The 20133-nt window shown below is 69.7% G+C and carries 16 protein-coding genes and 1 pseudogene; 10 read left to right on the forward strand and 7 right to left on the reverse strand.

From position 1 onward, the window contains the following. Positions 1–23 precede the first annotated feature (23 nt). From ABD973_RS03850 to ABD973_RS03860, 3 genes are all read left to right on the forward strand, one after another. On the forward strand, positions 24–1541 hold the full coding sequence (locus tag ABD973_RS03850) for a flavin-containing monooxygenase (RefSeq protein ID WP_345498452.1): 1518 nt from the start codon (positions 24–26) through the stop codon (positions 1539–1541). Between the two features lie 544 nt (positions 1542–2085). Beyond that, complete coding sequence (locus ABD973_RS03855) at positions 2086–3084, forward strand: hypothetical protein (protein WP_345498454.1); 999 nt, start codon at positions 2086–2088, stop codon at positions 3082–3084. A gap of 40 nt (positions 3085–3124) precedes the next feature. Beyond that, entirely contained in the window at positions 3125–4135 is a 1011-nt protein-coding gene (locus ABD973_RS03860; RefSeq protein WP_125823220.1) for a clavaminate synthase family protein, read from the forward strand. A 33-nt stretch (positions 4136–4168) separates the two neighbouring features. Here the strand turns inward: ABD973_RS03860 and ABD973_RS03865 are convergent, their stop codons facing one another. Then, entirely contained in the window at positions 4169–5251 is a 1083-nt protein-coding gene (locus ABD973_RS03865; RefSeq protein WP_345498456.1) for a glycosyltransferase family protein, read from the reverse strand. Positions 5252–5618: 367 nt separating this feature from the next. Between ABD973_RS03865 and ABD973_RS03870 the strand changes: the two genes are divergently transcribed. Then, positions 5619–6581 carry a hypothetical protein gene (locus ABD973_RS03870; protein WP_345498457.1) on the forward strand — a complete coding sequence of 321 codons (963 nt, stop codon included), beginning with the start codon at positions 5619–5621 and terminating at the stop codon, positions 6579–6581. Further along, positions 6578–7855: a hypothetical protein gene (locus ABD973_RS03875; RefSeq protein WP_345498459.1), complete on the forward strand. Its 1278-nt coding sequence runs from the start codon at positions 6578–6580 to the stop codon at positions 7853–7855. Before ABD973_RS03870 ends, ABD973_RS03875 begins: the two co-directional genes overlap by 4 nt. Positions 7856–9213: 1358 nt before the next feature. Here ABD973_RS03875 and ABD973_RS03880 read toward each other — a convergent pair. From ABD973_RS03880 to ABD973_RS03905, 6 genes are all read right to left on the reverse strand, one after another. Continuing rightward, entirely contained in the window at positions 9214–9747 is a 534-nt protein-coding gene (locus ABD973_RS03880; protein ID WP_345498461.1) for a sterol desaturase family protein, read from the reverse strand. A 123-nt stretch (positions 9748–9870) separates the two neighbouring features. Beyond that, a complete protein-coding gene (locus ABD973_RS03885; RefSeq protein WP_345498463.1) occupies positions 9871–11163 on the reverse strand; it encodes a beta-ketoacyl-[acyl-carrier-protein] synthase family protein in 1293 nt (430 codons plus the stop codon). A 90-nt stretch (positions 11164–11253) separates the two neighbouring features. Beyond that, positions 11254–11481, reverse strand: coding sequence for an acyl carrier protein (locus ABD973_RS03890; RefSeq protein ID WP_125823215.1), 228 nt, complete (start codon positions 11479–11481; stop codon positions 11254–11256). Next, positions 11481–12989 (reverse strand): flavin-containing monooxygenase, encoded by a 1509-nt coding sequence (locus tag ABD973_RS03895; protein WP_125823214.1) that lies wholly within the window; start codon positions 12987–12989, stop codon positions 11481–11483. The genes ABD973_RS03890 and ABD973_RS03895 overlap by 1 nt, the downstream gene beginning before the upstream one ends. Continuing rightward, a complete protein-coding gene (locus ABD973_RS03900) occupies positions 12986–13282 on the reverse strand; it encodes an acyl carrier protein (protein WP_164720993.1) in 297 nt (98 codons plus the stop codon). The genes ABD973_RS03895 and ABD973_RS03900 overlap by 4 nt, the downstream gene beginning before the upstream one ends. After that, a complete protein-coding gene (locus tag ABD973_RS03905; RefSeq protein ID WP_345498468.1) occupies positions 13279–15093 on the reverse strand; it encodes a fatty acyl-AMP ligase in 1815 nt (604 codons plus the stop codon). The genes ABD973_RS03900 and ABD973_RS03905 overlap by 4 nt, the downstream gene beginning before the upstream one ends. 328 nt (positions 15094–15421) lie before the next feature. Between ABD973_RS03905 and ABD973_RS03910 the strand changes: the two genes are divergently transcribed. The 5 genes and pseudogenes from ABD973_RS03910 (at position 15422) to ABD973_RS03925 (ending at position 20127) form a co-directional block, all read left to right on the forward strand. After that, positions 15422–16609, forward strand: coding sequence for a condensation domain-containing protein (locus ABD973_RS03910; protein WP_345498470.1), 1188 nt, complete (start codon positions 15422–15424; stop codon positions 16607–16609). 73 nt (positions 16610–16682) lie between these two features. Further along, positions 16683–17666 carry an SDR family oxidoreductase gene (locus ABD973_RS03915; RefSeq protein WP_345498472.1) on the forward strand — a complete coding sequence of 328 codons (984 nt, stop codon included), beginning with the start codon at positions 16683–16685 and terminating at the stop codon, positions 17664–17666. 170 nt (positions 17667–17836) lie between these two features. Further along, complete coding sequence (locus tag ABD973_RS03920) at positions 17837–18397, forward strand: hypothetical protein (protein ID WP_345498474.1); 561 nt, start codon at positions 17837–17839, stop codon at positions 18395–18397. A 346-nt stretch (positions 18398–18743) separates the two neighbouring features. Next, positions 18744–19109, forward strand: a pseudogene (locus ABD973_RS34710) (hypothetical protein); the annotation flags it as partial. 259 nt (positions 19110–19368) lie between these two features. Continuing rightward, on the forward strand, positions 19369–20127 hold the full coding sequence (locus ABD973_RS03925) for a site-specific integrase (protein ID WP_345504468.1): 759 nt from the start codon (positions 19369–19371) through the stop codon (positions 20125–20127). Positions 20128–20133: the final 6 nt, after the last annotated feature.

Consider the following 20133-nt stretch of genomic DNA (forward strand, 5'->3'; position numbering starts at 1 on the left):
GGCACGGACGGGATGTGCGGGTGATGGTGGTCGGAGCGGGGTTCTCGGGGCTCGGCGCCGCCATCCGGCTGCGCGAAGCGGGGTTTCGCGATGTGCTGGTGCTGGAGAAGGCGCCGCAGCTGGGCGGTACGTGGCGGGAGAACACCTACCCGGGTTGTGCCTGCGATGTGCCCTCGACGCTCTACAGCTACTCCTTCACCCCGCACACGGCCTGGAGCCGCATGTTCGCCGGACAGGAGGAGATCCGCACCTACCTCGCCGCCACCGCCGAGCGGTACGGACTCGGCGACGTGCTGCGCTGCGGCGTGCAGGTGCACGGAGCCCGCTGGGATCCGGCCGCCGGGCGCTGGCTGCTTCAGACCAGCGACGGGCCCTACAGTGCCGCGGCCCTGGTCATGGCCACCGGTCCGTGGCACGTCCCGCGCCCGTTGGACGTGCCGGGGCTCGACGAATTCGCCGGGCCCGTGCTCCACACCGCCCGCTGGGACGACAGCGTCGACCTGTCCGGAAAGCGTGTGAGCGTGGTCGGCAGCGGCGCCTCCGCCGTGCAGGTCGTCCCGGCCATCATCGGCCGGGCGGCAGCCGTGCACCTCTTCCAACGCACCGCCCAGTGGGTCCTGCCCAAACCCGACCTGGCCCTGTCCCCCGCTTTCAACCGTGTCGTCAACCGACTGCCCGGCGCCCGACGCGGTCTGCGCGCCTCCCAGTACGCACTGCAGGAAAGCTTCGGCTACGCCTTCCGCCACCCCGAGCTCGCCCGCCTCCTCGAAGCCGGCGCCCGGGCGCACCTGCGACTCGCCGTTCCGGACCCGCAGCTGCGCCGGGCCCTCACCCCCGACTACCGGCTGGGCTGCAAGCGCCTGCTCACCTCCAGCACCTACTACCCGGCCCTGAACCGGCCGCACGTGCGCCTGCACCCCACCGCGGTGAGCGCCGTGCGCGGCAACACGATCGTCGGCGCCGACGGCACCACCGCCGAAACGGACGTCCTCATCACCGCCACCGGCTTTCGCGTCGGCGAACTACCACTGGCCCGGGACCTGTACGGCGCGGACGGCCGGACCCTGCACGACGTCTGGGGCGGCGACCCGCAGGCCTACCTCGGCACCACCGTCACCGGCTTCCCCAACCTCTTCCTGCTCCTGGGCCCCAACCTGCTCGGCGGATCCACCTCCGCCATCAGCGTCTTGGAAGCCCAGCTCACCTACCTCACCACCGCCCTGACCCACCTTGACCAGAGCGGCAACCAGGCGCTGGAGGTCCGGCCCGCCGTCCAGGACACCCACAACAGCGCCGTACAGAAGGCGCTGGCGACCACCGTCTACAACACCGGCGGCTGCACCAGCTACTACCTGACCTCCAGCGGCCGCAACACCTTCGCCTGGCCCTGGTCCACCGCACGCCTCACACGCCGGCTTCGCCACTTCGACCCCACCTCCTACATCTGGCACACCCCCTCCCCACCCCTCTCCCTACCCATCCCGCGAGCACCGCAGGATGACAGCCTCGGGGCCTTCCGGCGCCGGCAAACCCGCGATTGAGCCGGGACGGGGTCACGGATGTGCCCGGGCTCAGGGGCGGCTCCCCTCTGACACTGGAAAGCCACGGCGGCAAACTCCACGACGTCGAACCTCGCCGGCGTCCGCCGCGGTGACGTCGCCTCGGCTGTGGTTGCGCGTGCCGTCCGCGGGGACCCCTGCAGGGCCACTGCGAGCGGATGGGCCTGTGCCTACGGAGCCCCTTGTGCCCTCGGTGGGCTGATCGTTGCCGAGCAGATCGCCGTCAGCTAGAGGTACCTCTGAGCTCCCCCGTCGGTCCGGGACGAGGGCTGTCACCAAGCGGGTTGCGGGCGGGCTACCGGCGGCCCAGCGAGCGGGTGGCCGCCCGACCAACTCCGTTGCACCGCACAGGAATGTCTTGCTGATCAGGTTTCGTATGGAGTGTTCTTGGCGAAGTACTTCCACCATGGGCTTATCGCCGGTTACCGGTCATCCTGCTGTCGCTGTCTTCCGTGAGCCCCGAGGCGGTCGGCCCGTACCGGTGCTGGGTCCACGGGTCGATGCGGAGGCGAAGCGGACCGCGCACGTGCTGGCCGGGCTGTCGACGCATGCCGGACCTGTCGAGCGGACCCTCGCGCTGCGGGAGGCCGCCGCGGCTGCGGGTGAGTTGGTGGCCGCGCTGTCGGATCTGGCTCCGGCCGTGGTCGGTGAGGGGCTGCCGGCGGAATCGATCAGTCAGTCCTACTTCCGGGTCCGCGAGGGGGAGCTGTCGGATCAACAGGCTGCCCTGCATGGTGTCCTGGTCATCCACCGTGGTCTGGATGATCTGTGTGATGCTCCGCTGTCGGGTTCCGACCTGGCGCTGGAGGTGGCCGGGATGCGGCAGTCGGTGCTCGATCTCACCGGCGCAGCGCCGGGCGCGGACCATGACTCCGTCCCGCCGGTGACCGTCCCCGAGGCCGGTGCGGGGTCGTCGTTGGAGAGTGTGTGGAGTGCTCGGTGGCTCATCGGTCACCAGGTCCATGTCCTGTTCAATATCTACGCCGCGGTCGCCGTGGCCGACGCCACCCGCCATCTGCGGCACGGCGACGGCGACGCCGCGCTGCTGAGACTGGCAGACGCGACGGTGTACGTGCGGGGCTTCTCGGCGGCTATGACCCACGCCAGTACGGTCCCGGCCGATTACTACATGGCGGCGATACGCCACACCATGGCGCCGCCGTCGGTGGACGTCCCGTTGAGCGGGCGCCAGCATCGCGGATACAAGCTGTTCCGGGCGGCGATGAAGGACCTGCTGTCCGTGCTTCCCGACTCCTACGCGCGGTTGGCGGCCCGCGCCCCGGAGCTGGCGGAGGCACGTGGCGCGCTCCTGGAAGCCGACATCGTGGACGGTGAACGGCACGTCACCCTCGCGTACTCGATGGTGCACCTGCGCCGTTCCATCGCTCAGAAACCCGAAGGCCCCGACAATGCCGTGGCCGAACTACGGCTCATGCGGCATCGCCGCGCGGCCCAGTACGCCTCGCTGATCCGATTCGGGGACCACTACATCGCCGACGCCGTGGCCGGCCTGCGCCACTCGTGAGTCCGCGCGTCCGCCGCCCACACCCCGGCAGGAGACCCCCATGCCCGAGACGACGCCCGACACCACCCGAACTACCGTCCAAGCCGCGGACTGGGAACTGGATCCGGCCGATGCCGGCGCATGCGAACGTCTGGCCCGCACCCTGTGCACTCGCGGGGACCACCAGGTCGACAGCCCCGAGTGGGTGACAAGGGCCCGGGACGCCTGGGAAGACCTTCCGCTACAGCTGCGCCGCGAAGTGCGCCGGTTCCGAAGGCATTCCGGCCCACACGGCACCTTGGTGATCGGTGGCCTGCCCGTCGATCAGGCGGCCTTGCCCGCGACACCGTCCGTACCGGGCTCGGTCCAGCGCCAGGCCACCATTGCGGCGGCGGTGCTCACCATGGTGGCATGCGGGCTCGGCGAGCCCCTCGCCTACCGGGCCGAGAAATCCGGCGCCCTCGTGCAGGACGTCGTGCCCGTCCCCGGGCAGGAGACCTTCCACGGCAACGCCGGATCGGTGCCGCTGTCCTTCCACACCGAGAACGGCTTCCACCCCCACCCACCCGACTATGTGATCTTCCTGTGCCTGCGCGCCGACCACGACCGACGCGCCGGCATGCGCGTCGCCGGCATCCGCCAAGCACTGCCGCTCCTCACCCCAGCCAGTCGCCAGATCCTGTTCGCACCGGAGTTCATCACCACACCACCACCCTCCTTCGGCCCCGACGCCGCCGCGAGCAAGCCCGACACCGAGCCCCGACCGGTGCTGTCGGGAGCGGTCGAGGATCCCGACATACGCATGGCCCAACTCGTCACCACCCCGCTCACCCCTCGGGCTACAGCGGCGCTGGCCGAATTCGGCCGCGCCTGCGAGGCGACCGCCCGCACCCTGCTCCTGACACCCGGCGACCTGGTCGTCATCGACAACCGCGTCACCGTCCACGGCCGCACCGCCTTCCGCCCTCGATACGACGGAGCGGACCGCTGGCTGCAACGCACGTACGTCACCACCGACCTGCGCCGCTCCCGCGACCACCGCCCCCACGACGGCCACGTACTCGCCCGCTGACCGGCCCCTGTATGTCAGCCGACTCCCAAGTCCTCAGGGGGTCGTTCGATGGCCTGGGAGCGCAGTTGCTGGGGGAGACCCCCGTCGAAGAGGTAGGTCGCGCCGTTGGCGAAGTCGAAGACCGGTGTCGCCAGCGCCGCGACGGCGTGGACCACCTCGGCAAGGGTCGCGTAGCGCTGGAGCGGAACGTCCAGGACGAGGTCGTCGAGGTGTGCCCCGTCGGCCGAGGTTGTCGATGTCCCACGGCTCCACGATCTGCCAGTCCTCGATCACCGGCCCGTAGGCGTCCGCTCCCACCGGCGGCGGTGCCAGGATTCGGCGGCCTTGCTGCGCCGCGGCCACCAGCACGCCGCTGGACCACACCCGCTGGTAAGGCAGCGCAACCCAGTCCACCTGCTCCAGCAGCCGCACGAACTCAGAACCGGGGTGGAAGCCCGGAAGGTAGCGGACCCGATCGTGGGCGGCCGCGAGCTCGCTCAGGGTGTGGTGGGTGGCCGGATCTTCCGGGTATCCCGCGATCAGCAGCCGCTGCTCCCCGGTGACGTGCCGGACGAACGCCTGAGCGAAGGCCGCGGTCCGCTTGTAGGGGCGCAACCGGCCGAAGCAGCCGATCGTCGCGCCGTACGGAGATCCCCCTCGACCGGGGACGAGGTGAAGGTAGAGGGGGTGGGGCAGGTGCAGCGCCGGACCGGGCAGTCGGCTGCGGATCCGGCGGGCGGCCAACTCGTGCTCTTTGGTGGAGAAGTGGGCGCCGTGTGTGAGCGAGTCGACCTCGTCGATGAACGCCACATTGCCGTGCATCCCTTCTTCGTGCGGGGCAAGTTCGTGCACCGTCTGCACCAGACGCGTCCCCCTGGCGGCAAGCTCCCGCAGAAGGGCGACCGCCTCGGTGTCGGCGAGCAACCGGGCGAGCATTTCGGGCCAGTGCAGGTGCACGATGTCCGGCACAGCCCCGACCAGCTGGAAGAGGTCTCCGGGGGCGAAGCCTGGTTCGTCGCGACACAGCCCCGGGCGCAACACCACAGCCCCTCGTGCTGCGAGGTGGCTCTCCTGGAGTGCGACGTAGTCGTTCCAGCCGCAGGTCTCGGGTATCTGGAGCACGCGGAGGCCGGTCACCGCACAGCCGCCCTCTGAAGCCCCACTGCGGGGCAGAGGTCCCTGGGTGCGGGGAGGGCCGGGGGTGACAGCGCCGTACGGGTCATGAATCGCCGTGGATGGCAGTGCACTTGACGTGTCCGTGATGAATGTTCACAGGTGAGGCGGCAGGTAGCGCCCGGGATCCGGGAAGTGGCCGGATCCCGTCGGCACCGACGCGCGTGCCGAGTTCTTCTTGACGGCGTTACCGCTATCCATGCGCCGCTACCGCCGGCCCCGAGAGCCGACGGGTACACCGTCCACCTCGACAGTTCGCCGATCGGCGCATGGGCCGGACTCGGCGAGCACGGCTGGTATGGGAGGTGGTGGCGCCGGGTAGGGCGGAACCATGCCCAACATCCCCCTGGCCGAAGTGGCGCTGCGAAGGTTACTGACGGTCGTCGACCAAACGGCCGAGTTGGCGACAGGGTTGGCGTCCGCCCTCCGGATCAGCCCGAATGACGCCGCGCCTCGTACGGCGGAGACACCGCTCGGCGTCGACGTACTGGCCTTCGGGCCCTCGGAGTTCGAGGCGGTGACTGGCCATCTGGAACCACTGGACCAGCTGATCGCGGCCGTCCCGCCCGATGCCGACGGGATGCGGTGGCGCTACCTGGACGAAGCCGTGTTGTTCCGTTGCGAGGCGGAAGTGCCCACTGCGTTCGACGACTTCACCGCATCCCTCGACATCAGCCGGGTGATCGGTCTGACCAGCGGCTACCTTGGCGGCAGTACGGATGTCCGGGCGCGGGATGAGGCCGGCAGGCCGATCCGGCAGCTCGAGCGCAGCATCAGCCGGGCCCAGCCCGCCTACCTCGCACTCTCCGGCGCGGATGTGCTCGACGTCTGCAAGCTGGAAACCATTGACTACGGCCTGGACAAGCAACTGCTGCGCTGGCGGCAGGTGCACAGTGCGAACGGCTCCGCCGTCCAGGACGACGGCTCGGTGTCCTTCGCCCGGACCCCGGGCGGCACTGGAGTGACCGTCTGCGCCTATCAGCAGTTCGCCCTTCCTCCGTTGTGGCGGGCGATCACCCCCGTGCTGTGGCCCGCAGTCAGGCGCGCTCTGGTGGAGGACGCCTACCGCACGTCCTTCCGTATCACCCTGAGCACTATCGCGGCACACGGGCAGGGCAGCGCCGAGCCGGTCGGGGAGGCGGCCGGTGCCGCCTCCTCCCTCTGGGACACCGTCGCCCGCGCGGCCGAGCCGTTGAGCCCGCCGGCCGGGTGGGCCCCGTGGAGGCCGATGCGGCCCGGCTACACCGACAGTTCTGGCTTCCGTCACTTCAGGCCCGAAAGGCAGCCCCGTTGATCCCGTTGGCCACCGAGCCGCACGAGTACCCGTACGCTTTCCACATCGCCCTCGACGGCAACGGCCTCAACGGACTCGAAGGCCGGGCAGGCGTCTGCGTCTTCCACTACGACCCCGCCACCGGCCGGTACGCCTATAAGATCGACTACTACGACGGCATCGCCGGCGGCCACGCCGTCAGCGTCAGCCCGGACCACGCCGTCGGATTCCTCGGCAACACCGGCCAGCACCTGCTCTTCTACGACACCGCCACCCTCGACGAGACCGCCCGCCTGTCCACCCTGAGGATCGAACCTACCGACTCGTCCATCAAAGGCACCACGCACGTCACCTGGCTGGGTGACCGGGAGTTCGTCGGCGCGATCGGGGAACACCTGTGGCGGTTCGACCTCGACAAACTCGACGCTCCCGAGCGCCTGGGCCCGCACGGCCTGAAGCTGCCCCACGCCATGAAGACCACGGCTTCCGGCCGTTACCTCGTCTACGGCGGCATGGACCACCCCGGCCGCGGCGAGGCCCGCGAGGTCGGCATCTTCGACCTGCACACCGGCATGGCCCGCCACGTCGGCCTACCCGCCACCTGCTGGCACGTGGCCGCCCACCCCCGCGAAGACCGGTTCTACGCCCTCTCCTTCCGCGTCCTGCCCCAGGAAGGACACGACTGGCACGAATGGGCCATGGCCTACCTCAAGGAATACGTCTTCGAGATCGACGCCGCACACGGACAGGTCCTGCGCCATTGGACGGCCCCGCGGGAGACCCCGGCGCACATCAACTCGGACGTCTGCGTCTCCGACCGCGAACTGATCTACTGCAACGGCGGCAGCGGCACCATCGTCATGATCGACCTGGACGACTTCGCCACCCACCGGATCATCGACGAGCGCCCCGGCCTGCCCGAGCAGCTCCTCGCCGGCCGACAGGCACTGCACCAGGTGACCGACGCCTTCACCCGCGGCTCACCGACCGCGAGCAGCAGGCACTTCCTCGCCGCCCTGCGGGTCTCGCGCGGAACCCTGCTCGATTCCGTGTACGCCTGCCAGCTCTCCGCCGACCAGACCCTGCTGTTCACCGCCAACCGCGGACTCAACACCATCACCATCTACGACTACCCCGCCAACACGGTCCGCCAGCGCGTGCACATGCCGGAACTGCGGCAGTACGTCGACGGCCTCTCCTGGCGGCACGACCCTCGGCTCGGCTTCCACCACGGCACACTGATCTCTCCTCGTGATCGCGAATTCAAGACCCAGGCCGGCGACTCCCCAGCCTGACGCTCAGCGCCCGCTACGACCCAAGACGACGCTGCCCCTGGGCGGACCGAGATCCGGACCAGTTGCGGACCACCCGCTGCCATCCCGACCATGAGCAGACGATTTCCGGTCCCCGAGGGTATGCCCACCGCCGCTGCGGCTGCCGTGACACCCACCGCCACCAGATCGGTGCTCGCTGTCCTCACCTGGCCACCGACAGCACCCACGGGACCTGGGCCTTCGCCGTCGATGTCCCTGCACCGGAACGTCGTCGGGCGACGGTCCGTCGAGGTGGTTCGTCAGCCAAGACTCAGCCGATGCATTGCGGCGGTTCCTCGAGGGCGAGGCCGGCGGGTTCGACGCCGACCCGAACCACTATCGCCGCCCCTATCTGAACGCGTGGCTCACTGCGAAAGCGCTCGTGCTGAAGCCGACGACGATGGCCCGGTACCGCGACTACGTTCGCAACGACCTCGTCCCCACGTCGGCACCCTCAAGCTCGACCAGCTCGCCCACCGCCACATCTCGGCCTACGTGGAACACGTCCTCTACGTCCGCTGCACCCTCTCAGCCATCGACAACAACCACCTCGTCATCACCACGCCGAAGACCCCCTCCAGCCGCGGCCGGGTCGCCATCTCACCCCGCGTGCCGCTGACCGTGGTCTCCAAGACGCTGCCTCACCCAGCAGGCAGCCTGCGAAGCCGTCGACCACACGCTGACCAGAGCCGAGAAGACCAGCACGCGTACAGACCGCCCGGCATGGCTGCGACCACCAGCATTCCGGGCACGGAAAAGGCCGCCCTCTCACGTGTGAGAGAACGGCCTCCGACCTGCATAAACGCTGGTCGGGACGACAGGATTTGAACCTGCGACCCCTTGACCCCCAGGGGTCGGTGAAAAAGTCCAGACATACGGCAATCCGAGGGCGCACAGCATGCACATCCATACATGCTGTGCACCCATCGACGTGGGCACTGGGCCCCAACTGGCCCCCAAGGGGCACCACATGACCCTCCCCGCCGCATTCCTCCAGGAGCTTCGGCAGGGGCTGACCTCCCGCGCCAAACCGGTGGGCACGGCAGGCCCCCTCAGCGGGCCGCCGACAAAGCGTCACCTGCAACACCTGTCGGCCAACTGCTTTTCCCGGCCCTTCCCCCGGAGGGAGGGTCCGCAGCCGCGCAGCGACCGGCCGGACACGTGCTGGAGTGCTTCGTCAGATCTGTCGCAGGGCTGCCATGAGGTGGCCTGTCGGTCGGTGGCAGGTGCCGGTCCAGGTGACAAGTGGGTTCGGCTGCGCTGTTATGGCGACCGGGTCACCCACTGCTGCACGCCGCTTCGAGTAGGAGTTCGTAGCTCTCCCGTGGGGCAGGCCAGAGTCAGTGCGTCCCTGCGGGTGCGGGCGCCGTACCGAAGACGGTGTCCCAGTAGGGGCAGCTGATGCCGAACCCGCGGCCGTCGTCCTGGAAGTGGTGGCGCAGGTGGTGTGCGCGCAAGCGACGCCCGAGTACGGATGACGGCGAGTTGTGGTGCAGGTGGTAGTGCAGTGCCTCGTAGAGGAGGTAGCCGGCGATGAATCCGGCAGTGACGGCGTCCGCGGCGCCTGCGTCGAAGAGGGTGTGGCTGAGGCCGTAGGTGGTGCTGTTGCCGAGGAGGGTGGCCAGAGGATGCAGGACCAGGCGCCGCGAATCGCTGGGGTGGTCATGGTGAAGACCGTGCACCATCCAGTGCAGCCTTTGCGTTCGTGGTCCTCTCGGGGTGAAGTGGAAGGCTGCCCGGTGGACCCAGTACTCCGTCAGTGTCCACGCCAGGTAGCCGAGCACGCCGTATCCGACCAGTGCGGGCCAGTCGACGTACGGAAGCGCCAGAGCCGTGAGCAGGATGACGGCCGGGCCGTAGAGGATGACGGGCACGGCCGGGTGGATCCGGGTGAAACCCTCCGGGATTCCGGATCCGAACTCGGGCGGCGAGGCAGGTCGGCGCTCTGTGCGACCTGCGTGGGAAGGCGTCATCGCTCGCTCCTGATGTGCATGGATTCACGGGGCCCGGAAGGCAAGGACCACGTTGTGGCCGCCGAAGCCGAACGAGTTGCTGAGTGCCGCCTCGATGCGCCGGCTCTCGGCGGCCTTGGTGACGAAGTTCAGGTCGCAGCCGAAGTCCGGGCTCTCCAGGTTGGCAGTCGGGGGGACCAGGGAGTGCTGCACGCTCAGGACGGTCAGAGCCGCTTCGACCGCGCCTGTTGCCCCCAATGAATGGCCCAGCACCCCCTTGGTGGAGGTGACCAGGGGTCCGCGGGGCAGCAGGGTGCGGATCACGTCGGCTTCGACGGCGTCGTTGAGGAGGGTCGAGGTGCCGTGCGCGTTGACGTACGCGACGTCGTGGTGGCTGAGATCGGCGTCGGCCAGGGCCAGGCGCATGGCCTCCTTGGCCCCGCGGCCTTCAGGGTGGGGTGCCGTGGGGTGATGGGCATCGGTGGTGGAGCCACAGCCGGCGAGTAGGGCGCGGGGCCGGTGGCCGCGTGCCCTCGCGTCCTTCGCCCGTTCGAGGATGAGGACGGCGGCTGCTTCGCCCAGGACGAATCCGTCACGCGCCTGGTCGAAGGGCCGGGAAGCGGCGGCGGGGTCGTCGCATCGCCTGGAGAGGGCGCCGAGTTGGGCGAGGCCGGTCACGATCAGAGGGGTGGCGCAGGATTCGGTGCCGCCGGCGATGACGATGTCGCACTGTCCGGTAGCGAGGAGGTCGCGCCCGAGCGAAATGGCCGTGGCGCCGGAAGCGCAGGCGGTTGCAGTCATGAGGCTGGGACCGTGGGCGCGACAGGCGAGCGCGACTTCCCCTGCCACGGCACTCGGCCCGATCATGGTGATCATTAGGGGCGACACTTGCTTGGGTCCGCGGTCGCGCAGGATGTCGTGCTGGTTCTCCCAGGTGTGGGAGGCGCCGAGGGCGATGCCGGTGATGACCGCGACTCGGGCGCTGTCCCAGGTGTTCGGGTCGAGACCGGCATCGTTCAGCGCCTGTTTGGCGGCCGCGATGACGAGCTGCGTGGAGCGGTCCAGGCGACGGGCGGTGCGGCGCCCGATCGCGGCGTCGGCGTCGAACGACGGGATGGAGCAGCAGAAATCGACGGGAAGTCCGGCGAGCCGGTCGAAGGTGGCAGCGGTGGGCGTGCCGTCGCAGACGCCGTGCCAGGTGGTTTCCACATCGGTTCCGGCGGGGGTGAGCATGCCGAGACCGGTGACGGCGATCTCGGGTCGCTTCGTCAATTCCTGGCCCGGGACTGGGCCGAGACGTGCGGTTGCCGTCGCGGGTTGTTGGCGGGTGCCGGTCATGGATTTTACTTTCATCCGTGAGGTCAGAGGGCGGCGCTGATCGCTGCAGGTTCCGCTGGTGTGGCGGGGAGGTGGGGGCGACCCGCCGCGTCACGCCTGTTGCGGCTCGGCTGCCTGCATCAGGCGCTGTGCGGCCTGGGCGAGGGTCATGTCCCTGACCTCGCCGTCGGCGAAGACGCCCGTGTCGTCCGAGATGTTGACAGCCAGCTCGGTCAGCGACAGGGAGTCCATCTCGAGGTCGCGGAAGGTGGTCTGCGGTGTCGCCTGCGCGATGTCGATGCCCATCTCGTCCAGCAGAGCGAGCAGCTTCTCGTACATCAGGGGTTCTCCATCTGTAGGGGCCGGTCCGCCTCGGGATGTGCATGACCGGGTCGGGTATCGAAGTCGTCGGGCCGGATCGCGGCGAGCATCTTTCGGTGCCGGCTCGCGGTCCACGGCCAGATCACCGGCACGCCGTGCACGTCCTGGTACCAGCTGGCGCAGCCGGCGGCGAAGACGGTGCGTGGGAGCGCCCGGTTGATGGCGGCGTTGTAGGAGTCGGTCGCCTCACGGGTGGGGGCGGCCTGCGAGATCTTCCCTTCTTGAAAGAGGGAGATCCACTGCATGATGTAGTCGGCCTGGGTTTCCGCCGTTCGCAGGACCGGCTCGTTGGCATAGGGGCTGTTGGGTCCGCACAGGAGGAACATGTTCGGAAAGCGCGAGACGGCGACGGTCCGGTAGGCGCGTGGACCGTCCGCCCATGCCGCGTCCAGGGTGATCCCGTCCTGTCCGGTCACCTTCATGGGCCGGGTGTAGGCGTCCGCGTGGTATCCGGTGGCGAGGATGATGACGTCCACCGGGTGTTCCTGGCCGTCGGCGGTGAGGATCGAGGTGGGCGTGATCTTCTCGAGCGACTCGGTCACCACGTCGACGTGGGGTAGCTGGACGGCCCGGTAGAACCCGGAGGCGGTGACGATCCGCTTGCACATCGGCTGGTAGTCGGGGGTGAGTTTGCGCCGTAGCGGAGCCGACCGGACGCTCCTCAGCGCGAGGCGGCATCCGAGGCCGAACAGGGCGCGCCGCAACCCCGGCTTGACCAGCGCCGCGCCGATGGTGTGTTCATAGGCGAGACGCCATGCGTGGTCGGCGAGGCGGGAGAAGCCCGGGATGCGTCGGTGGGCCGCCTTGGCCCAGGCGCTGTAGCGCTTGTTCACCTTCGGGAAGACCCACTGCGGGGTTCTCTGGAAGAGCATGAAGCGGCCGGCCGTTTCGGCGAGTGCGCAGGTGAGCTGGACGCCGGTTGATCCCGTTCCGATGACGGCGATCCGCCGCCCTGCCAGTGGGACGGTGTGGTCCCAGCGCGAGGAGTGGAATGCGGCGCCCGCGAACTCGTCCAGGCCGGGGATCTGCGGAACCTTCGGATGGACGAGCAGTCCGGTGGCGCACAGGAGGAAGTCGAACGATTCCGTCGCTCCCAGGGCCGTCTCGAGAGTCCACTGCCCGTCGGCGAAGGTCGCGGTGGTGACTTCCTCGCCGAGCCGGATGTGCTCGCGCAGGCCGCAGGTGTCCGCTACGTGGTTGAGGTAGCGGCGGATCTCCTGGCCGTCGGAGTAGAACTGCGTCCACTCCGCGTTCGGGGCGAAGGAGTACGCGTAGTTGCGCGAGGGCAGGTCGCAGTTGAGGCCCGGGTAGGTGTTGTCCCGCCACACCCCGCCGACCTCGGGCGCCCTCTCGTAGATGACGAAGTCGTCGATGCCCGCGCTCTTGAGCCGGTGCCCCATGCAGAGGCCCGATACGCCTGCCCCGATGACAGCGACACGCGGCGATCGGCCGGCCGGACCGCTCATGCCGCGCCTTCCCCGGTCGAGGAAAGGGCTTCGTTGGGGTGTTGGGCGACGAGGCCGTTGAGGTGGGCGCAGAGGGACTCGACGCTGGGGTGGCGCCTCACGTCGGTGAGGGGGATGGTCAGCCCGTACTGCTCTTCCAGGGCGCCCGTGAGGGCGACCTCTTCCATCGAGGTGACACCGAGGGCATCCAGAGGCACGGTGGTGTCGATGTCCGCGGCGGGGACGTCCAGCAGGGCGGCGAGGTGGCCGGCCAGCCAGTCGGTGATGTCCGAGATCTCGGTGTGGTCTTTCACTGGGCGTCCCTGATCTTCGTGGTCAGGCAGGTCGCGTCCCGCTCCACGAGGTAGCGGTCACGGCAGTCGCCGCGCCGGAGCTTGCCGCTGGTGGTACGTGGCAGGCTGCCGCGCTTGGCGGCGAGGACGTCGTAGGGCCGCACGCCGTGGCGGGTGGCGACGGCGGTCTGGACGCGGTGGCGCAGGCCGATGGACTCGGCTTGCAGGGGCCCGGCGGTGAGTTCCACGACGATGACGAGCCGGTCGCCCTCGTGGTCGTCGCCCGGTACGGCGAAGGCGGCGACCCCGCCGGGGACGGCTTCGCCGATCGCCTGGTGGACGGTGTCCTCGATGTCAGCGGCCGCGTGGTTGGCGCCGTGGATGATGATGACGTCCTTCATCCTGCCGAGGACGAACACCTCGCCCTCGTGTACGAAGCCCAAGTCCCCCGTACGCATCCAGCCATGCTCGGCGCCGTCAAGGTTCTTCAGGGTCCGGTCGAAGAGCTCGGCGGAGGACTCCGACTGGTTCCAGTAGCCAGCGGCGATATTGGGGCCGCGTACCCAGATCTCACCGGTGAGGCCGGGCTCCCGCTCGACGCCGGTCTCCGGGTCGGCGATCCGTACGTCCTGGCCGACGGGCCGACCGCAGCCCACGACCGTGGTCGCCCCTGCACCGGCGGCGGTTGCGGTGCCGTTCAGGACGCGGACCCGGCCGGAGGCGAGCGCTGCGCTGTCCAGAACGAGTTCGGTCCAGCGCTGTCCGACGCGGTTGCAGGACACCAGCACGGTGGCCTCGGCCAGCCCGTAGCTGGGCTTGACCACATCAGGGGCGAGCCCCGAGCCCGCGAAGGCCTCGGTGAAGCGGCGCAGGGTGCCCGGGCGAACCGGCTCCGCCCCGTTGGTCAGCACGCGCACGCAGCTCAAATCCAGGTTCAGGTCAGCGGGTTCGGGGATCTTGCGGACGCAGAGGTCGTAGGCGAAGTTCGGGCCGGCGCTGAGGTGGGCCCGGTGCGCGTCGAGCAGCCGCAGCCAGCGCACGGGGCGCTGGATGAATGCCAGCGGGGACATGAGCGCCAGGTGCGCGCCGGCCAGCATCGGGAGGAGCACGCCGTTGCAGAGCCCCATGTCGTGGTAGAGCGGCAGCCAGCTGGCAAGGGGGGTGCTGTCGGACAGGCCGCAACCCTCGATGACCTGGCGCGTGCTGGCCACGAGGTTTCCGTGGGTGATGACGGCACCCCGGGGGTTTCCGGTGGAGCCGGAGGTGTACTGCAGGTAGGCGGGGTCCCCCGGGGCGGCAGCGTGTCCTGACCAGTGGGCTGCGAGGCTGAGATCGATGTCGTCCACCGCCCATACCGGCAGGCGCCCGTCGGCCAGGTTCCGGCAGGGTGCCGACTCCTGCTCCACGGTGAGCAGGCACACCGGATCCGCGTCCGCCAGCACTGCCTTCAGCCGGCCGGTACGGCGGGGATCCTCCGGCGGGAACAGCGGTACCGCGATCATGCCGGCGTACAGGCAGGCCAGGAACGCCAGACCGTACCCGCTGCCTTGCGGGCACAGCACTGCCACGCGCTCGCCCCGGGGGAAGCGGGCTTCGAGAGCGGCGGCGAGCGCCCGTGCCCGCAGGTCCACCTCCGCGAAGGTCAGCGTGTGCCAGGCCCCTTCCGGGACGTGGCTGTAGCTGACGAAGCTGAGCGCGGGACGGTCGCCGCAATCGGCGGCATGGCCGCTGACGACAACCGGAAGCGGGGCCCACTCCGGCTTCGCCGATAAGGCACCCGGGGCAGCAGCAGCGAGCGAGGAGGCAGAACCGGAGTCGCAGTGGCCGGGCATGACCGGAGGTTCCTTTCACCGAGCGTCGGGCGAACTGTGGGCATGTGGAACGGACGTTCCGACGGGGAGGTCTGCTGTCCCGGGCCGGGCGGGCCGGCTGGGTAGGGTAGGCCGAAGCACGGAGCGCGGCCGTCCATGACCAGCAGCTGACCGTACGTTGCACTCCCCATCGCAACCGAGCAGAAGCCACCTGAGCCATTCGGGTCATTCATGCCGCCGTTCAGGTGACTGGGGAAGGGCTGAGGTGACGCCCCCACCAGCACCGGTAGTAACCAAACCCGTCCAGGGCCGTTCCCCTTCATATAAAGACCGAGAAGTGGAGGAACCGGTGGCGGCCAAGGGCAATGGGGGGCCTGCCGCGCTCTCGGCCGAGGGGGAGTTCAGCCCCGCGCAGGACCGCGGCATGCTGGAGTGGGCGCGTCAGCGTCCCGACGACGGATTCGTCGTCGGTGTCGCCCTACGGCTGCGCGGCCCCAGACCCGGCCCGGAGCGGCTTGCCTCCCTGATCGCTGCCCGCCTGGCTGAAGTACCCGTACTCCAGGAGTATTTGGACGGTCCGCCCCGCGAGGAGCGCTGGAACCCGTTCGACTCCTTCCATGTGGGCGATCACGTTCACGTTCTCGGTGGCGGCGGCGATCCACGCACAGGTACGGAGAGGATGGCCAACCAGCCGGTTCCGGACGACCGGCCGCGCTGGGGTGTGTGGCTGCTGGACGCTGAACGCGAGGACGAATATTTGCTCGCCTACCGCGTCCACCACGCCGCCCAGGACGGCGCAGCCGTCGCGCACACGATCCGGCGCCTGTTCACCGACCGCGTCCCCGCAATTCCCCTGACCGAGCAGCCGCTTGAAGGCCGCCGGTCGGCAAGCTGCCCACCATGCACCGATGATCGGCTCCTGACCTGCGTGGACGTTCCCGTGGACACCATGCGTGCCGTGGTCCGCGCCTCGGGCGCCTCCCTCAACGACATCTACCTCGCCGCCCTGGCTGGTGCCGTACGGACCTGGCTGTCACCGGGCGCATGCCAGCAGCCCGTCCCCGTGCGGGTCCCGTTCAACGTACGACTCCGCACCGAGCGCCAGGACCGAGGCAACCGGATGGGGCATGCGCGCCTGCTCCTTCCGGTGGACGAGCCGAGTGCGGGCCAGCGCCTCGAGCGCATGGTCGAGCAGACCCGCTTCTGGCCCCGAGACCAGATCCGCCGCATCCTGGACCGGGCGCCCCACCACATGTTGTGGCAGCACATCGCGCCCTCACTCAGCCCGGGGGACGCGCTGGCCAGCGCCACCCTGCTGGGGATCCCGACCCCGTTGGCCTTCGATGGAGCCCCCGTCATCGGCAGCACCGCCATGCCACCGCTCGCCGCCGGCCATCTCTTCTCCAGCGCGCTCCTCCTCTGCGGCACCCGGGCCACCGTCTCCTTCACCGCCCGCGGCGAGCACCAGCACGTCCGAGACCTGCCCCGCCTGTGGGAGCAGGAACTGGCGACACTGGCCGCCGCCACCCGCCATTGAACTCTTGCGGCAACCAGTCTCGAACCGGGCACCGCATCCGCCGTCCCGCCCACAAGCCCGATGGAGGCACACCATGACTTCGCCTCGCCCGACCGTCCTGCTCACCGGCGCGACGGGAGTGATCGGCTCCGCTTTGCTCCCGGCGCTCGCCGCCCGCTACCAAGTCACCGCACTCGTCCACCGCAGCCGCCCCCCGGGCGCCCCCACCTGCGTACAGGCCGACCTCACCGCCGAGGGCCTCGGACTGGACACCCGCCGGCGCCGCGATCTGGCGGCTCGTACCGACGTCATCGTCCACTGCGGCGCCCTGACCGCCTTCGCCCCGCCCGATCTCACCGCCTTCGACGACGTCAACGCCGACGGCACCCGCCGGATCCTCCGACTCGCCGCAGAGGCACAGGCACCCGTGGTCCTGCTCTCCTCGGCCGCGGCCGCCTTCGAGGTCACCGGCGACGACCTCACCGCCCGCTCGATGCGTGCCTACAGCAGCTCCAAGCGCCGGGCCGAGGAGTGGGCAGCCCACAGTGAGCAGCCCGTCGCCATCGTGCGGCCCGCTCTGCTGTTCGCCTCGCGCAGCGCCTCCACGCCACCCCGGCACCAGTTCCCCCACGTCCTGTACGACGTACTGCTGCGCGGCAGGGCCGGCGGCGTGCCCGTCAACCCCGACCACTGGTGCGACATCCTGCCCATGGAACTGCTCGTCGACTACATCATCGCGCTGACCGAAGCCCTGCTCGCCGGGGACCCCACCATGGGCGGCGTTCACTGGGCCACCGCCGGGCCGGCGCGGCTGACCGCGGCCGACATCGAGGAAGCCTGCCTCGACTGGTTGGAGGAAGCCGGCCGACCCGCCCGGGGCCCACTGCTGGCCGAACCCGCCACGGCGCACTCCCGCACCCACGGCATGGCGCGCCTGGCCCAACTCGGATTCCAGCCGCCCACCCAGTCCGCCCTGCCCTGCGACCTGCCTCGGCTACTGCCGCGCCAACTGACCCGGGCGGAAGCGATGAAGGCCCTCGCGCACGATGTCCGGCGCTGCGCACCGTGGGCTATCTGACCTGGCCTGGCGCCGGCTTCCCGGCAGAAGAGCTTCGTGAGTCGCCGCGAGAGGCTGGTACGTGGCATTCGGGTGATCATGATCCGCTGTTCGCGTCGTATCCGGAGGCGATTCGTTACCGGGGCATGAATATCTCTCCCACCCAGAAGCGCCTGGCCACCCTGTCACTCGTGGCTGTGGCAGCCGTCGCCACCGTCGCCGCCATCGGCCCCGACCTGTCTCTGCGCGGCACCGGAACGTACTGCCTCACCCCCGAGGCAGCTCGCGCCGCGGAAGCCCAGGGCGTCACCATGGAAGCCATCGCACCCGCGACGGCCACGGGCACCTGCGTGACCCTGCCGGGCACCGGCACCGCCAAGGCCAACCTTTCCGGCGGGGACGCCCCCCTCCAAGGCGGCATGCGCTTCTCGCGCAACGGACACCGTCTGGACGTGACCAACCTCCACATCCACGTCCGCCTCACCGAAGGCGACACCAGCGCAGACTTCGCCCCGGACGGCTCACCGGCCACCCCCACCGACTTCCTGCACTACAAATCCTCGCCGAGCCTGGCCAAGGTCACCCCCACCACCTTCGACGCCTCACCCAACACCCTGTACATCACGACCCCGGCCGCGGCGGCCTTCACCGACACCTTCGGTACGAGTCCCGCAGCAGCCGGTACCGCGCTCTTCACCTTCGAAGGGCACGCTGAGATCGTCAACCCTCTGAGCAAGTTCCCCATCCCCTAGATATCCGCAGGCCGGAGCGGGGTGACAGCGCCCTGCTCCACCGGGGCCATGTCCGCCGATAGACGTGGCCGGTGCCGAACGGCACCGGCCGCGACCTGTACGAACCCCAACCTGGGCTCACCGGCGGCTACAGCTTGGGTAGCCCTCCGAGCGGGTTGGTGATGCCCCGTGCCGTCGAAGAGAGAGGGGATCGTACGCCGCTCCCGCAGAGCTGGGTAACCGCGCTGCCCTTGGCGCACTGCCAAGGGAAACGTGCTGGTCAAGAGGCTCTGGAAGGCGTGGTGGTCGCCTGTGGTCGCACGCTGGAAGAATCCACTCCAGCTCTCGCCTCCTGGAGGCGATCCCCATGCATACCAGCGTCGGCCGCGGCCGGATCTACCGCCGCTGCGGCTGCAGAGACCCCCAGCACCACCAGCTCGGCACCCGCTGCCCCCACCTGACCACGGACAGCCAGCACGGCACCTGGAACTTCGCCGTCGACGTCCCCACCCCGGACCGTCACCGCACCACGGTGCGACGGGGCGGATTCTCCACCCAGGACGCGGCCGAGCAGGCGCTGGGCCGGTTCCTCGAGGGCGAGGCCGGCGGGTACAACGCCGACCCGAGCCAGACCGTCGCCGCCTACCTCGACGCCTGGCTGCAGGCGAAGGCCCTGGTGCTGAAGCCGACCACGATGGCCCGCTACCGCGACTACGTCCGCAACGACCTCATCCCCGCCTTCGGCACACTCAAGCTCGACCAGCTCGCCCACCGCCACATCTCCGCCTTCGTCACCTGCCAGCTCGCCGCCGGCCGCGGCCGCACCACCCTCTACAGCTGCCTGGCCACCCTCTCCAGCGCCCTCGGCGACGCCGTCCGACAACCCCGCTTCTCCCCCGGTCCTACGCCGCCCGCCGGCACCGGAACGACGCATCTGGACCGCGCAGGAGGCCGCACGCTTCCTCACCTACTGCCACCAGGCCGACCCCGAGATCGCCGACCTATTCGAGTTCCTCATCGGCACCGGCATGCGCAAAGGCGAAGCCCTCGGACTCCACTGGGACGACGTCCACCTCGGCGAGGGCCTCCTCTACGTGCGCTGCACGCTCTCCGCGATCGACAACAACCACCTCGTCATCACCGCCCCGAAGACCCGCTCCAGCCGCGCCTGGGTCACCATCTCACCTCGCGTCGCTACCGCACTCAGGCACCGGACGCTCACAACGACCCGTACGAGGGGTGATCCTGACGACCCGTTCACCGGTCTGGTTTTCTGCCGACCCGACGGGCGACCGCTCGGACCGCACCAGGTCCTCGACCGGCTACACGAGCTGTCCGAAGAGGCTGGCGTCCCGCGGATCACCGTCCACGACCTGCGTCACCTGGCTGCCACGATCACGATCTCCGCCGGCGTTCCGCGCACTGTGGTGTCCAAGACGCTGCGGCACTCCACCCTGTCGACCACCGCGAACATCTACAGCCACCTCACCCGGCAGGCAGCCCGCGAAGCCGTCGACACCATCGACCGCACCCTCACCGGAGCCCAGAACACCGGCCGCGAAACACGCCGCCCGGCATGGCTGCGACCACCACGCGACCACCTGCAGCAGCTGCGCGAAGCCCTCGGCCGGGTCCACTTCCCCGCGCCGCCGGCCTTCTGCGCGGCAACGGACCGGCCACAGGCTGGACGTGCGACCACATTGCGACCACCATGGCCCCGGACACACGAAAGGCCGTCCTCTCGTGGATGAGAGAAC

Origin of the sequence: Streptomyces racemochromogenes (assembly GCF_039535215.1) — a bacterium.
In the GTDB taxonomy this organism is placed as follows: Bacteria; Actinomycetota; Actinomycetes; order Streptomycetales; family Streptomycetaceae; genus Streptomyces; species Streptomyces racemochromogenes.